Annotated in this window: 15 protein-coding genes; 11 read left to right on the top strand and 4 right to left on the bottom strand. The window is 68.6% G+C overall.

Translation table 11 applies throughout. The features are described 5' to 3' along the window. Positions 1–152 precede the first annotated feature (152 nt). The 7 genes from HCX50_RS15465 (at position 153) to HCX50_RS15435 (ending at position 7,371) form a co-directional block, all read left to right on the top strand. The gene (locus tag HCX50_RS15465) at positions 153–1,211 is read left to right on the top strand and encodes an ABC transporter substrate-binding protein (protein ID WP_091036600.1); all 1,059 of its coding nucleotides are present in this window, start codon (positions 153–155) and stop codon (positions 1,209–1,211) included. Continuing rightward, complete coding sequence (locus tag HCX50_RS15460) at positions 1,208–1,972, top strand: ABC transporter ATP-binding protein (RefSeq protein WP_091036603.1); 765 nt, start codon at positions 1,208–1,210, stop codon at positions 1,970–1,972. The genes HCX50_RS15465 and HCX50_RS15460 overlap by 4 nt, the downstream gene beginning before the upstream one ends. Then, the gene (locus HCX50_RS15455; RefSeq protein WP_167634967.1) at positions 1,969–2,784 is read left to right on the top strand and encodes an ABC transporter permease; all 816 of its coding nucleotides are present in this window, start codon (positions 1,969–1,971) and stop codon (positions 2,782–2,784) included. Before HCX50_RS15460 ends, HCX50_RS15455 begins: the two co-directional genes overlap by 4 nt. Next, positions 2,769–3,785, top strand: a complete 1,017-nt coding sequence (locus HCX50_RS15450) for an Ldh family oxidoreductase (protein WP_167634966.1) — start codon at positions 2,769–2,771, stop codon at positions 3,783–3,785. The genes HCX50_RS15455 and HCX50_RS15450 overlap by 16 nt, the downstream gene beginning before the upstream one ends. Then, positions 3,782–5,167, top strand: coding sequence for an acyl-CoA thioester hydrolase/BAAT C-terminal domain-containing protein (locus tag HCX50_RS15445; protein ID WP_167634965.1), 1,386 nt, complete (start codon positions 3,782–3,784; stop codon positions 5,165–5,167). The genes HCX50_RS15450 and HCX50_RS15445 overlap by 4 nt, the downstream gene beginning before the upstream one ends. Before the next feature lie 2 nt (positions 5,168–5,169). Further along, positions 5,170–6,045 (top strand): DUF1684 domain-containing protein, encoded by an 876-nt coding sequence (locus HCX50_RS15440; protein ID WP_167634964.1) that lies wholly within the window; start codon positions 5,170–5,172, stop codon positions 6,043–6,045. 168 nt (positions 6,046–6,213) lie between these two features. Continuing rightward, positions 6,214–7,371, top strand: coding sequence for a DUF1611 domain-containing protein (locus HCX50_RS15435; protein WP_205829282.1), 1,158 nt, complete (start codon positions 6,214–6,216; stop codon positions 7,369–7,371). Here HCX50_RS15435 and HCX50_RS15430 read toward each other — a convergent pair. The 3 genes from HCX50_RS15430 to zapE all read right to left on the bottom strand — a co-directional run bounded on the left by HCX50_RS15430 (position 7,337) and on the right by zapE (position 10,349). After that, complete coding sequence (locus tag HCX50_RS15430; protein ID WP_167634963.1) at positions 7,337–7,918, bottom strand: type II toxin-antitoxin system PemK/MazF family toxin; 582 nt, start codon at positions 7,916–7,918, stop codon at positions 7,337–7,339. The genes HCX50_RS15435 and HCX50_RS15430 overlap by 35 nt on opposite strands. 20 nt (positions 7,919–7,938) lie before the next feature. Continuing rightward, entirely contained in the window at positions 7,939–9,177 is a 1,239-nt protein-coding gene (locus tag HCX50_RS15425; protein ID WP_029263283.1) for an ammonium transporter, read from the bottom strand. A 134-nt stretch (positions 9,178–9,311) separates the two neighbouring features. Beyond that, the gene (gene zapE, locus HCX50_RS15420) at positions 9,312–10,349 is read right to left on the bottom strand and encodes a cell division protein ZapE (protein WP_167634962.1); all 1,038 of its coding nucleotides are present in this window, start codon (positions 10,347–10,349) and stop codon (positions 9,312–9,314) included. A gap of 145 nt (positions 10,350–10,494) precedes the next feature. On the opposite strand from zapE, the gene HCX50_RS15415 reads away from it, so the two are divergent. Together HCX50_RS15415 and HCX50_RS15410 are read left to right on the top strand one after the other, a co-directional pair. Continuing rightward, on the top strand, positions 10,495–11,388 hold the full coding sequence (locus tag HCX50_RS15415; RefSeq protein ID WP_167634961.1) for a sulfurtransferase: 894 nt from the start codon (positions 10,495–10,497) through the stop codon (positions 11,386–11,388). A 19-nt stretch (positions 11,389–11,407) separates the two neighbouring features. Further along, positions 11,408–11,839, top strand: coding sequence for a SufE family protein (locus tag HCX50_RS15410; RefSeq protein ID WP_167634960.1), 432 nt, complete (start codon positions 11,408–11,410; stop codon positions 11,837–11,839). On the opposite strand, the gene HCX50_RS15405 is transcribed toward HCX50_RS15410, so the two are convergent. Beyond that, positions 11,823–12,977: an alpha/beta hydrolase family protein gene (locus HCX50_RS15405; RefSeq protein WP_167634959.1), complete on the bottom strand. Its 1,155-nt coding sequence runs from the start codon at positions 12,975–12,977 to the stop codon at positions 11,823–11,825. The genes HCX50_RS15410 and HCX50_RS15405 overlap by 17 nt on opposite strands. Before the next feature lie 25 nt (positions 12,978–13,002). Between HCX50_RS15405 and HCX50_RS15400 the strand changes: the two genes are divergently transcribed. Both HCX50_RS15400 and HCX50_RS15395 read left to right on the top strand, forming a co-directional pair. Then, entirely contained in the window at positions 13,003–13,584 is a 582-nt protein-coding gene (locus HCX50_RS15400) for a DUF3000 domain-containing protein (RefSeq protein ID WP_167634958.1), read from the top strand. Then, positions 13,577–14,770 (top strand): ribonuclease D, encoded by a 1,194-nt coding sequence (locus HCX50_RS15395; RefSeq protein WP_091036637.1) that lies wholly within the window; start codon positions 13,577–13,579, stop codon positions 14,768–14,770. The genes HCX50_RS15400 and HCX50_RS15395 overlap by 8 nt, the downstream gene beginning before the upstream one ends. The last annotated feature ends 24 nt before the right edge of the window (positions 14,771–14,794 follow it).

Here is a 14,794-nt window from a genome sequence, read left to right as displayed (position 1 = left end):
ACTGGTTCGGCACCCGCGCCGGATCGGATTGGCCTGCCCCAGGCCGTCGGTGACGGATTGTGACGGCGCCGAGATATCGGCCATCGCGGGAATCGATAGATTCAGGAGCATGTGCTTCCCGTGCACATCACCCGACCTCCTGGAGCAAGATCATGACTTCTCGTCGCCGCGCCCTCGCGGGCAGCGCTCTCGTCCTCGCCAGCGCACTCCTGGTGACCGCCTGCAGCTCGTCCGGATCGGGTGAAGCGACCGAGACTGCCGCGGACGCTCCCAAGATCACGTTCCTCTACTCGCCGTACGCGGATTACGCGCCCTTCTTCCTCGCAGAGGAGAACGGGTACTTCGAAGACGCCGGTCTCGACGTCGAGCTGGTCGCGAAGGGCGGCAGCTCGGGTGAGACGTACCAGCAGGTCAGCACCGGCAACATCACCGCCGGCGGCGCGACCTGGGGTGCCGGTCTGTTCAACGCCACCAAGGCCGGTGCGTCGCTGTCGGTGATCGCCAGCGTGTCCCGCATCCCCGAGTCCGGCGCGAACCCGTCGCCGCTGATCGCTTCCGACGCCTCGGATGTGCAAGACGCCGCCGACCTGAAGGGCAAGAAGATCGGAATCCCCGGCGACGGCGGATTCGGCATCTACTCCGTCGCGCTCGCACTCGAGTCCGCCGGCCTGAGCGTCGACGACGTGGAGCTCGTGAACCTCAGCCCCGGCGACATCCCCGCCGCCCTCGCGAACGGTTCGGTGGATGCGAGCTGGTCGATCGAGCCGATCTCGTCCGCCGTCATCGCGCAGGGCATCGCGCACGAGCTGCTGCCCATCGACTACCAAGCGGGCGTCGAGCTGGGCGCCATGGTCTTCAACACCGAGTACGTCGAGAAGCACCCCGCCGCGGTCACCGCGTTCACCGCGGCCTACCTCAAGGCGGTCAACGAGCTCGAGGACGGCGGCTGGGACGACCCCGCCACGCAGGAGATCATCGCCGAGTACACCGATCTGCCGGTCGAGACGCTGACCTCCATCGCGCTCACCACGCAGGACCCGAGCGGCGCCATCGACTGGGAGGACGTCGCCCGGCAGGAGCAGTTCTTCCGGGACCGCGATGCGCTCGAGTTCGACGGCGACTCCGGCATCGAGGACATCTACCGCGCAGACATCCTGAAGGACGCGATCGCCCTGCAGGAGAGCGGCGACCTCGCCTCGTCGAAGAAATGAGCGGCCTCCGCGTCCAGGGGCTCTGGAAGGCCTACGCGAACGCCGACCGCAAGGACGAGCTTCTCGTCGCCCTCCAGGACATCGACCTGGAGATCGCCGACAACGAGTTCGTCTGTGTGCTGGGCCCGTCCGGTTGCGGGAAGAGCACTCTGCTCCGGCTCGCGGCGGGCCTCGAGAAGCCGAGTCTCGGCACGATCGAGACCTCGAGCCGTCCGTCGGTGGTGTTCCAGGAGCACGGCGTGTTCCCCTGGCTGACCGTCGCCCAGAACATCGGGTACCCGCTCAAACTGCGCGGTCTCTCTCGTGTGCAGCGCACCGAGCGGGTCGATCAGCTGCTCGACCTCGTCGGGCTCTCCGAGTTCGGCGGGTTCTACCCGGCGCAGATCTCCGGTGGGATGCGCCAGCGCACCTCGGTGGCCCGCGCGCTCGCTGATGACGGCGACCTGCTGCTCATGGACGAGCCCTTCGGAGCACTCGACGAGCAGACCAGGGTGACGCTGCAGCAGGAGCTGCTGCAGATCTGGGAGCGCACGTCGAAGTCCGTGATGTTCATCACCCACAGCGTCGACGAGGCGCTGATGCTCGCCGACCGCGTCGTCGTGATGTCTCATCGCCCCGGACGCATCATTGACGACATCGAGGTGCCGTTCGGTCGGCCGCGTGACATCGCCGGTCTTCGCCGCGACCCTCGCTACGGCGAGATCACGGCGCGGCTGTGGTCACTGCTGGAGAACTCGACGGAACAGGAGCTGGCGTCATGACGACGATCGCCGACCCGAAGATCGAGGCGCAGCTGAAGGAGGCGGTGCAGGCCGAACGCGGATCCGTGTGGGTGCGCAGGCTCGGCCCGTACACACCGCTGCTGATCCTCCTCGTCTGGGAGATCGCGAGCCGCACCGGCCTCCTCGATCCACGCTTCTTCCCCGCGCCGACCTCCATCATCGAGACGTTCTTCGAGCTGCTGGCCTCGGGAGTCCTGCTGGAGAACATCGGGATCACGCTGTCGCGCATCGCCGTGGGCTTCGTGCTGGGCGCGGTGCCCGGCATCATCCTCGGCATCCTGCTGGGTTCGGTGCGCACGCTGCGACTGCTCCTCGATCCGATCTTCTCGGCTCTGCTGCCGGTACCGAAGGTCGCGATCTTCCCGTTGCTGCTGCTGATCTTCGGCCTCGGCGAGACGAGCAAGTACGTCATCGTCGCGATCGGTGTGTTCTTCTATCTGCTCTTCAACACGCTGGGTGGTGTGATGCAAACGCCGCCGCTGCTGAACGACGTCGCCAACGCCAACGGCGCGACGCGGCTGCAGCGGTGGATGACCGTCTCGTTCCCCTATGCGCTGCCGTCGATCTTCACCGGCATCAAACTCGCCACGGGTGGAGCTTTCGTGATCATCGCGGCCTCGGAGTTCGTCGGTGCGAACAGCGGGCTGGGCTACATGATCTGGAGTTCGTGGGGGACGTTCGCGGTGTCGAAGATGTATGTCGGCATCGTCACGATCTCCGTGCTCGGCTACGGCGCGACCGCGCTCTGGGCTCTGCTCGAGCGGCGCGTCGTGCCGTGGGTCAAGTACTGAACGGCGGGACGTACACGATGGACCTCGATGCTCACGAGATGCTCTCCGATCTGCGCGCCGTGCTCCGGGCGGCGGCGCCGCACAGCGATCCGACCGATGTGGAGCTGGCGGCGTTCTGGCTGATCCAGGCTGAGCTGCTCGGCCTTCCCGAGTTCGGCATCCGGATGCTGGCGCGCGACCTCGAGCGGCTCGAAGGGCTCGATTCGGCGTCGGCGCCCGCCACGCCCTCGGGCGCCGATGACGCGCCGATCGGGTCCGTCGACGCGACCGGCGTGCCCGGAGTGGTCGCACTCGCCTCGGCCGTGCGGCGCGCCGCACGGAACGTCGAGGCGCACGGACTCGCCATCGTCGGCATCCGCGGTGCCGGCGCACTCGGCATCCTCGGACTCGCGGCCCGCGCGCTCGCCGCGCGCGGCGCTGTCGCCCTGCTCGCCGCGCAGTCACCGGCGACGGTCGCACCGTGGGGTGGACAAGCCGCCGCAATCGGCACGAATCCACTCGCCGTCGGAGTTCCCCGAGCCGATGCTCCCCCGCTCGTGGTCGACTACGCCACGTCGACGCTCACGCTCGCCGCGGTCCGCGAGGCTCGCGGCGCCGGCGTGTCCCTCCCGGAGGGCAGTGCGGTCGACGCGGCCGGTGAGCCCACCACGGATCCCGCCGCCGCCGCCGCTCTCCTCCCCGCGGGCCTCGTGGGGTCGCTCACCGGACTCGTGGTCGAGCTCCTGGCCGGTGTCGCCGTCGGCGGGCGGGTCACCGACCCCGCTGCCCCGTCCAGCAGAGGCGCGGTCCTCATCGCGTTCGATCCCGCTCGTGCGGGAGGCGCCGACATCGCGCAGGGCACGGCCGCACTGGATCGCGAGTGGCGCGGCGCCGGCGGCCACCTCCCCGCGCGCTTCGATGCGCTCGCGAGCAACCCGGCAGACCTTCCACACGCGATCCGCGTCTCCGAAGAGACAGCATCCTGGTTGCGCGCACGAACGTCGGAAGCACCCGGCACATGAGCGCCCTTGCATCCTTGACGCTCAGCGTGATTCCGCAGAACGGCCTCCTGACGGAACGTCGGGAAATCCGCATCAGCGGCGCAGTGCCGGGATCTCTGGTCACCGTGCGCGCGGTCACGGCGCGCGACGGTGGCGATTGGGCCGCCCAGGCCACCTTCCTCGCCGACGGCGACGGGGAGGTCGACCTCGGGACGCACGCTCCGGTGTCCGGCGACTACCGCGTGGCGGACTCGATGGGCCTGTTCTGGTCGCAGCGCCGCGAGGAGGGCACGACGGGATCCGCTGAGCCCATTGACGTTGCGCGTCCCCTGTCGACCGTCCTCACCGCCTGGGCCGAACCGGGGACCGGATACCTCGATCAACCCGGCGACGGTGCCGGCGCCGCAGAGATCGCCATCGAGGTGACCCAGCAGCTCAGCGGTGACGGCGTCGAGAGAGCCGAGGTCCGCTCGGGCGGGCTCGTCGGCACGCTGTTCCGCCCGCCGCACGACGGTCCTCTTCCCACCGTGATCGTGCTCAACGGTTCCGGCGGGGGCATCAACGAGGCTCGCGCCGCGCAGTATGCTTCCCGCGGCATACAGGCGCTCGCGCTCGGATACTTCCGGGCACCCGGTCTGCCCGACCACATCTCCCGCACACCGCTGGAGTACTTCGAGCACGCCCTCCGGTACGTCGTCTCCGAGCTCTCACCGCTCGGCGGGCGCCCGATCGTGAGCGGGCAGTCCCGCGGTGGCGAACTGTCCCTGCTGCTGGCCGCGACCTATCCCGACCTCGTCCTCGGGGTCGCCGCCTTCGTCCCCGCGGCGTTCGCCTTCGGAGCGCAGGGCGCCGCCGACCCCGCCGAAGGATGGAACGGCCCGACCTGGACGCGCGACGACGAACCGCTCGAGCATCTGTGGCACGACAACACCGGCGTGACCTGGCAGCCCTGGAACGACGAGCCCGCACCGACACGCCACCGCGACGTGTACATCGATGGCCTCCACGATCGCGACCTCGCCCGTGCGTCACGCATCCCGATCGAACGGTTTGCCGGCCCCGTCGCGTGCATCTCCGGGCTCGACGATCGCGCGTGGCCGTCCAGCATGGCATCGCGCATCGTGCTCGACACGCTGGCGAGACACGGGCATGCCGCGGAGCGCCTGCACCTCGACTACGAGGAGGCCGGGCACGGCATTGCGCTCCCCCACCTCCCCAGCACCGACATCGAACGCCTGCACCCGGTCTCCGGTGTGCGCTATTCGAACGGCGGCACGCCACGCGGCATCGCCATCGCCGGAGCCGACTCGTTCGAACAGGTCTGCGCGTTCATCCACCGCACGGCGGAACGCGCGGCGTCGTCCGCCGACAACGCACCCCACTCCCACGAAGAAGGACGGTAGTCATGCCCGCGAAGGAGCATTTGAAAGGCCAGTGGCGCGAGTGGCGTCATGCCCGCGTCTCGGAGCTCGCGCGCCCGTACGGCTGGACGGCGCTGGTCGCTCAGCACTGGCTCCGCGACGGCGACGACGGCCTCGTCCTCGACGGCCTTCCCGGCACATGGGGTGTGTCGGACGGCAAGGTCCTGTACACGCCGCCGACCGACGGTCCGAACCTCGCGGTCGACGGCGAGTACCCCACCGGCACCGTCGAGATCGTGCCCGGGCGCAACCAGACCTACGGCCACGGGCGCAGCGTCCCCGTCTACTCCGGGGTGAGCGAGGTCGAGACCATCCCGCGCACGACCGACGACGGCGACCGCATCTTCGCGGTGCGGGTGCGCGACCCCCGCGAATCCGCACGCAAGGACTTCTCCGGCCTCGCGGCCTACGACTACGACCCGGCCTGGCGCATCCCCGCCCGCTTCACGCCCGCCGTGCGCGAGGACGTCGAGCAGGTCACGGTCGAGACCGGGGTTCGCGAGACCACGGCGCGCATCGGGACGCTGGCGTTCGAGCACGGTGGCCGCACGTATGAGCTCGCACTGATCGGCAAGGATGCCGCGTACGGCGTGCAACCCGTCGCGCACATCCGCGACCTGACGAGCGGGAAGACGACGTACGGTGCCGGACGGGTCGTCGAGCTGCAGTTCGCGGACGAGACGGGTCAGGAGATCGACCACATCGACTTCAACTATCTGACCGCGCTCCCCTGTGCGTTCACGAACTTCGTCACCTGCCCCCTCCCGCCGAGCCAGAACCACCTGGACTTCGAAGTGGCGGCGGGCGAGAAGAAGCCGGATATCGACATCGACCGGGTGCTGACCTTTCAGAGCACCTGACCCCGCTCTGCGAGGGGCCGCGACGACCCACGGCCCAGTCCCAGCGAGCACTGCTACGGTGAGGGTGTCGGCATCTTGCCGACATCAGGGAAGACTTCTCGTCGACCAACGGGCCTTCTGGGTCATTTCGTTCTCCGTCGCCTCCTCTGTGCGAGCCCGAGGAGCGTCATGCCCACCCCGTCAGTTCCCTCTTCCATCGACCCCGCGCACGCCTGGGCGGAGCCCATCGCGCTCCCGGTCGGCACCACGGCGATCGTGTACTGCGAAGGCCAGTTCGGCGAGCAGGACGGCAAGACCGCGAACGGACTCGTCCGCCACTCCGAGAAGTACGAGATCCTCAGCGTCATCGACAGCACGCACGCCGGCGCGGACGCCGGGATGCTGTTGGACGGCACCGCGAACGGCATCCCGATCCTCGGCGGCCTCGCCACGGCGATCGCACACGCCGGCCACGTCCCGGACTACCTGATCTGCGGAGTCGCTCCCGCCGACGGGCTGCTCTCGGCCGACCAGCGCACCGTGCTGCTCGACGGCATCGCCCGTGGCATGCACATCATCAACGGGCTCCACGAGTTCCTCACGGACGACGCGGAGTTCGTCGCCGCCGCCCTGCTCGCCGGGGTGACCATCACCGACATCCGCCGCCCCAAGGACAAGAAGGATCTCCACCTCTTCTCCGGGCGCATCTTCGACGTGACCTGCCCGCGCATCACCATCCTCGGCACCGACGGCGCGATCGGCAAGCGCACCACGGCCACGATCCTCGTTCGTGCGCTCAACGATCGCGGCATCCATGCCGTCATGGTCGGCACAGGACAGACCACGATCATCCAGGGCGGTCGTTACGGCGTCGCGCTCGACGCACTCGTGCCGCAGTTCTGCTCGGGCGAGGTCGAGAACCAGGTGGTCGCCGCGTTCGAGGGCGAGCACCCCGACGTGATCATCGTCGAAGGCCAGGGCGCGCTCAGCCACCCGGCGTACATCACTTCGGCGCACATCCTCCGCGGAAGCCAGCCCGAGGGAGTGATCGTGCAGCACGCGCCGGGTCGCACTGTCCTGGGCGACTTCCCGATGGTCGCGATGCCGACCGTCACGAGCGAGATCGCCCTGATCGAGGCCTTCGCCGACACTCGCGTGATCGGCGTGACCGTGAACCACGAGAACCTCTCCGCGGATCAGCTGGCCGGGGCGATCGACGAGATCGAACTCGACACGGGCCTGCCGGCGACCGACCCGCTGACGCGACCGCTGTCCGAGCTCGTCGAGATGGTGCTCCAGGCGTTCCCCGCGCTCACCCCGCGACAGACCACCCGTACAGCCGCGTGAGAGCGGCTCCGACCCGGTCGTAGCGGCGCCTGTCGAGGACGGCGGCCTCCCGCCGCAGTCCTCGCTCGTGCACGCTGTACAGCTGCTCCACGTCGACCCACGACTCGCGCCCCTGGGAATCCCACGCGCCCGTGCCGATCGACAGGTAGTCGCGGTCGCCGTCGTGCGGTTTGCTCGTCATCCGTACGGCGTACACACGGTCCGCCGATTCGCGTCCGATCACGAGAACGGGGCGATCCTTGCCGCGTCCGTCGTTCTCCTCGTACGGGACCCAGGTCCAGACGATCTCACCCGCATCCGGAGCTCCATCCCGCTGGGGGGAGTATGCGACCTGGAGGTCGCGGATCCGGCCCGGATCGATGCGTACGGTCTCGGTGCCGCGGTCGTGCGCCGGCCCCACCGAGGGAACGGATGGGGTGCGCTCCTGGGATGTGCGCAGACGCGCGTCCGGGCGTCTCGGATCTGTCGTCCGCGACGCCCGGCCGGACCCCACTGCTTTGAGCAGGATGTCCACGAGTGCTGTCAGGATGCCGTTGGTCTTGCTCACACGGTCACCCTAACCGCAGATCATGCGTCGGCGAGTGCGTATCCCTCCTCGCCGTGCACGACCTGGTCGACACCGGCGATCTCGTCCTCGTTCGTGACACGGAACCCGATCGTCTTCTCGATGGCGAAGCCGATGATGAAGGCGACCACGAAGGAGTAGATCAGGACACCGAGCGCCGCGATGACCTGCACCGCGAGCTGACGTGCGTCGCCGCCGACGAACAGGCCGGTCTCGCTCGCGAAGAAGCCGAGGTACAGGGTTCCGATGAGTCCGCCGACGAGGTGGATGCCGACCACGTCGAGCGAGTCGTCGAAGCCGAGGCGGAACTTCAGCTCGATAGCCAGGGCGCAGACCACGCCGGCGAGGGCGCCGAGCAGCAGTGCCCAGCCGGGCGTCAGGTTGGCGCACGCCGGGGTGATGGCGACGAGACCCGCGACCGCACCGGACGCGGCGCCGACCGAGGTGGGCTTGCCGTCCTTGATCTTCTCCACCAGGATCCAGCCGAGGATCGCCGCAGCCGTGGCGCCGAGGGTGTTCAGACCGATGAGTCCGACGCCGCCCATGTCCTCCGCGAGCCACTCCGCACCGGCGTTGAAGCCGAACCAGCCGAACCACAGCAGTGCGGCGCCGAGCAGCGTCAGCGGCACGTTGTGCGGCTTGAGGATGCCCTTCTGGAAGCCGATGCGCTTGCCGAGGACCAGTGCCAGCGCCAGAGCGGCCGCACCGGCGTTGATATGCACCGCGGTACCACCGGCGTAGTCGATCACGCCGATGCCACTGTCTTCGCCGAAGAGCGTGGTGCCGAGGTTCATGATCCAGCCGCCACCCCAGACCCACGCGGCGACCGGGAAGTAGCCGACCGTGGCGAAGATGCCGGCGAAGATCAGCCAGCTGCCGAACTTGGCGCGGTCCGCGATCGCGCCGGAGATCAGCGCGACGGTGATGATCGCGAAGGTCGCACCGTAGGCGACGCCGAGGAGGGCGACGTTCGATCCCTCACCGGACGCCAGGCTGGAGAGCCCGAAGTCGGCGAACGGGTTGCCGGCGAAGGCGGTCGGGCTGTCGACGGCGCTCATCGAGAAGCCGAAGAGAATCCACAGCACGGCGACAAGACCGATCGAGCCGAAGCTCATCATCATCATGCTGACGACGCTCTTCGCCTTGACGAGACCGCCGTAGAAGAAGGCGACGCCGGGCGTCATGAGCAGGACCAGCGCTGTCGCGGTGATCGCCCACGAGATGTTGCCGGGAGCATCCATAGGAAAACCTCACATCCGAAGTAATTGAGAGCTTCAGTGTGACGACGCGCCGTTTCGCGCATGCGTGAGGTTTGTTTCCCCGCTGTTACAGGGCCGTCCCTGGTGTGAACATCGCGTTACGCGGGCCTTGGGGGTTACGCAGAATGCGTCAGGGCGTTGAGTCGGGAGACTGCACGCAGGTACTTCTTGCGGTATCCGCCGGCGAGCATCTCGTCAGAGAACACCGAGTCGAGGCTCAGGCCGGTCGCGATGATCGGTAGCTGCGCGTCGTACACGCGATCCACGAAGGCGACGAACCGCAGGGCCTCGGACTGGTCGGTGAGCTGACGCACGCCGCGCAGCCCGACCTGGCCGAGTCCCTCGATCAGACGGATGTAGCGCGACGGGTGCACCTGGGCCAGGTGGCGGATCAGGTCGTCGAACCGGTCGTCTGACGCTGCGCTCCCCTGCGCGGCTGCGGCCGATGCGGCCTCATACGCGTCGTCGTCGAGCACCACGGCGTGCCCGTCGAGCGCGCGCTGACGGAAGTCGACCCCGTCGATGCGCAGCGTCTGGAAGCTGTCGGACATGGCGTGGATCTCGCGGAGGAAGTCCTGCGCCGCGAAGCGTCCCTCACCGAGGGCGTTCGGCGGGGTGTTGGAGGTGGCGGCGAGGCGGGTCCCCGTCGGCACGAGTTCGCCGATCAGACGGGTCATCACCATCGTGTCGCCCGGATCGTCGAGTTCGAACTCGTCGATGCAGAGGAGGTCGGCGCCCTTGAGCAGGTCGACCGTGTTCTTGTAGCCGAGCGCCCCGACCAGAGCGGTGTACTCGATGAACGAGCCGAAGTACTTCCGGCGTGCCGGCATCGCGTGGTAGATCGATGCGAGCAGGTGGGTCTTGCCGACGCCGAACCCGCCGTCCAGATACACGCCCGGCTTGAGCTCGGGTTCCTTCTTCGCGCGGCTGAAAAATCCGCCGCGTTTGACCGGGGCTCCGCTACCGGAGAAGCGCATCAGCGTCTCCTTCGCCTCCTCCTGGGACGGATAGGCGGCATCCGCCCGGTAGCTGTCGAACGTCGCGGTGTCGAACTGAGGCGGCGGCACCAGGCTCGCGAGCATCTCCGGTCCGGTGACCGTCGGCTGACGCTCGGTGAGGTGCACGATTCCGGTGCGGCTGGTCGGGTCGGTCATCACGGTCCTGAATCGGGTGCTTACCTGTGTCGAAGTCTTACGAATCGGGCGCAGGGTGCTCGGCGGGGATCTATCGTCGAAGGGACGGATCAACACTACGCCGTCTGCACACGCACCCTCGCCCGCTCAACGCTTCGGAGATCCCATGGCCATCGAGTTCGATTCCTCCTCCCCCCGGTTCGCCGAGTACGCCGAGCCCGGTCGGCTCGTCACCACGCAGTGGCTCGCCGAACGGCTGGGAACGCCGGGACTCGTGGTGGTCGAGTCGGATGAGGACGTGCTGCTGTACGAGACGGGCCACATCCCCGGCGCGGTCAAGGTCGACTGGCACACCGAGCTCAACGATCCCGTCGTGCGCGATTACGTCGACGGCGAAGGCTTCGCCGCGCTGTTGAGCCGCAAGGGCATCGAACGCTCCGACACCATCGTCATCTACGGCGACAAGAACAACTGGTGGGCCGCGTATGCCCTGTGGGTGTTCTCCCTCTTCGGCCACGAGGACGTCCGTCTGCTCGACGGCGGCCGCGACCGCTGGATCGCCGAGGGTCGCGAGCTGACCCGCGAGCCCGCGAACCGCCCTGCCACCGAGTACCCGGTCGTGGAGCGCGACGACTCCGTCATCCGCGCCTACAAGGAAGATGTGCTCGCGCACATCGGCAACCCGCTGATCGATGTGCGCTCGCCCGAGGAATACAGCGGAGAGCGCACCACGGCTCCCGCCTACCCCGAGGAGGGGGCGCTGCGCGCCGGCCACATCCCTACGGCGCAGAGCGTGCCGTGGGCGAAGGCCGTGGCCGAGGACGGCGGATTCCGCAGCCGCGCCGAGCTCGACGCCATCTACCGCGAGGGCGCCGGTCTCAAGGACGGCGATGACGTCGTCGCCTACTGCCGCATCGGTGAGCGGTCGAGCCACACCTGGTTCGTGCTCAAGCACCTGCTCGGCTTCGAGAATGTGCGCAACTACGACGGCTCGTGGACGGAGTGGGGCAGCGCGGTGCGGGTGCCGATCGTCACCGGGGCAGAGCCGGGATCCCTCTGAACGTGGGACAATGACAGGGATGAGCGCGAGCGAAGTTCCTGAAGCACTGGCCGAGATCCGCGACGGTTTCCTGGAGACCCCGGAGTCCGATCGGCTCCTGCTGCTGCTCGAATACTCGGACGAGCTTCCCGACGTCTCCGACGAGGTCGCCGCCCACCCCGAGATGTACGAGCGGGTCGCGGAGTGCCAGTCCCCCGTGTACATCCACATTGAGGTGAACGACGACATCGTCACGATGCACGCCACGGCGCCCCCGGAGGCTCCGACCACGCGCGGTTTCGCGAGCATCCTGGTGCAGGGTCTCACCGGACTCACCGCCGACGAGGTCCTCGCGATCCCGAACGACTACCCGCAGTCGATCGGTCTCACCAAGGCGGTCTCACCGTTGCGGATCGGCGGCATGACGGGAATGCTTATGCGCGCGAAGAACCAGGTCATTCAGAAGCGCTGAGCCCCTGGGCGTCGAGCCAGTCGGTGATGGCCGTGCTCCACCCGGTCTCGTCGTAGTTCCAGAGCTTCGTGTGCCGGGCGACGGTGAACCTCGGCATCGTGACGAGGTCGGGGCGTGCCTCCTGCAGCGCGTGCGAGGAGTCGGCGGGCACGAAGCCGTCGTCGTCACTGTGCAGGATGAGGATCGGTGCGGTCAGCTCGTCGGCCCGGGCCACCATGTCGAGGCGGTCGAACAGGATCGGCTCGTCGGCGCCGCTCAGGCGTGCGGTGAGCGGCGACTGCAGCGCGCCCATCGCGAGAGCCGGCAACGGCGCACGCACTCCGGCCATCCGGGCCTGGAACCGCAGCACCGTCCGCCAGTCGACGACCGGGGACTCGAGGATGATCCCCGCGATGCGGTCGCGGTGCCCGGAGGTGACAGCGGCCTGCAGCGACACGGCGCCGCCCATCGACCAGCCCATCAGGATCACGCTCTCGGCGCCGTGGCGGAGCGCGTAGGCGATCGCGGCATCGACGTCCCGCCATTCCGATGCGCCCAGCGCATAGGCACCGGCCCTCGTGCGGGGCGCCTCGCCGTCGTTGCGGTACGACACGACGAGGTTGGGCAGACCGGCGGCATGCAGCACCGGCACGGCCCGCAGGCACTCCGCACGGGTGGCCCCGCGCCCGTGCACCTGGATCACCCAGGTCGATGACGACGCAGGGAAGTACCAGGCGGGGCAGGGACCTGCAGGAGAACCGATCAGCACGTTCTCCCAGCGCAGATGAAGCTCACTGGGCGACGAGTAGTAGTACCCGCTGAAAGAGGCTGCCCGGTCCACGCGCGAACCGGGTTCGATCTGGGTGAGCAGCTTGCGGCGCACACTCCTCGCGTCGGCGCTGAGCACGGCGCCGAGCTTGACGTAGCCGTAGGTTCCGGTGGTGAAGAGGCCGTATCGTCCGGGCAGCTCGGTGTCGAGGGTGCGCTGCAGCTCGATCGTCTGGGCTCCGGTGTCGACGGCCAGGATCTCCGTGTCTGTCGGGCGGCGCATGGGCGTGACCACCCGTCGGGCGACGGCGAACACGAGAAATGCGAATGCGGCTCCGAAGGCGAGCAGGGCAGGGACAAGGAGCGTAACGGCGTGCCTGAGACTCTTCATCGCTTCCTGACTCTAGCCTGTTGCCGTGACCGCACACCCCGAAGCCGGGACACCCTTCGACAGCGCTGTGGCTGAGCTGCGCGAGACCGCGTTCCGCGATGACATCACGGTGCGCGAGATCGCCACCCCCCAGGGCCTCGCTCCGTTCGCCCTCGCGCTCTCCGCCGACGTTCGACCGGAAGACCACGGGGAGTCCGTGTACGGCACCGGTCGGTTCGTCCTGCTGCACGATCCCGACGAGCCGGGCGCGTGGGGAGGGTCATGGCGCATCGTCATCTTCGCGCAAGCGCCGCTCGAGACCGAGATCGGCACCGACCCGCTTCTCGCCGACGTGACGTGGTCCTGGCTGGTCGATGCACTCGACTCCCGCGATGCCGTCTATCACTCGGCATCGGGCACCTCGACGAAGACTCTGTCGAAGGGTTTCGGAGGGCTCGCCGTCGAAGGCGACGGTGCCCAGATAGAATTGCGGGCGTCCTGGACTCCGGAGGGCCCGTTCCGACCGCACGTCGAAGCATGGGCCGAGCTGGTCGGAATGCTGGCGGGGCTTCCGCCCGGCTCCGAGGGCATCGCCGTGATCGGCGCGCGAAAGGCTGTACGTGACTGAATACTCCGTGATCTCGGATGCTGAGGAGTTCCGCGCGGCGTGCGCTGTGCTCGCCGCCGGCACCGGCCCCGTCGCCGTGGACGTCGAACGTGCGTCCGGTTTCCGCTACTCGCAGCGGGCCTACCTCGTGCAGGTCTTCCGTCGCGACGCAGGCGTCTTCCTCTTCGACCCGCCGGCGATCGGCGACTTCGCCCCGCTCCAGGAGGCGATCGGCGATGTCGAGTGGGTACTCCACGCCGCCAGCCAGGACCTGCCATCGCTGCGCGAGCTGCACCTCGAGCCGCCGGTGATCTTCGACACCGAGCTGGCCTCCCGACTGCTCGGCCATGAGCGCGTCGGACTCGGCGCCGTCGTCGAGGACACGTTGGGCATCGTCCTCAAGAAGGAGCATTCGGCATCCGACTGGTCGACCCGTCCGCTGCCGGACTCGTGGCTCGAGTACGCCGCGCTCGACGTGCTGCACCTGATCGATGTCCGCGACATCCTCGTCCAGGAGCTGGAGGAGCAGGGCAAGACCGCTTTCGCCGCCGAGGAGTTCGCCGCAACCCTCGCTCGTGCCCCCAAGCCGCCGCGCGAGGATCCCTGGCGTCGACTCAGCGGACTGCACCAGGTACGCGGCTCCCGCAACCTCGCCGTGGCCCGCTCCCTCTGGCAGGCCCGAGAGACCTACGCGCAGGCTCAGGACGTCTCTCCCGGCAGGCTCGTGCCCGACCGCTCACTGGTCGCGGCTGTCATGGCGAATCCGACGTCGAAGCAGGCGCTCGCCGGAGTCAAAGAGTTCCAGGGCCGCGCCAGCCGCAGCCAGCTCGACCGCTGGTGGCAGGCGATCGTCGACGGCCGCGCGTCGGAGGACCTGCCCCGCGAGCGCGTACCGAGCGACACCCTCCCGCCGCCGCGCGCCTGGGCCGACCGGAACCCTGAGGCCGATGCCCGCCTGAAGGCTGCGCGTCCCGTCGTCGAAGCGGTTGCCGAAGAGCTGGGCATGCCCACCGAGAACCTGCTCACGCCCGAGTACCTGCGTCGCGTCGCGTGGGACCTTCCCGGTGAGACTCCGGAAGAGATCGCCGCAGCCCTCGCCGCACTCGGCGCTCGCCCCTGGCAGATTGCACAGACTGCACAGAAGATCGCGGACGCCTTTGTAGAGGCGGCGCAATCGCCCGACACCACCCCGGCGGACGCTTCGTAGGTTCGACCCAACCGATTCCTCCCT

The organism is Microbacterium sp. B19(2022) (assembly GCF_012030385.1).
Taxonomy (GTDB): Bacteria; Actinomycetota; Actinomycetes; order Actinomycetales; family Microbacteriaceae; genus Microbacterium; species Microbacterium oxydans_B.
Note: the sequence above shows the minus strand (reverse complement) of the source record. Positions and strands in the feature narration are given on the sequence as shown.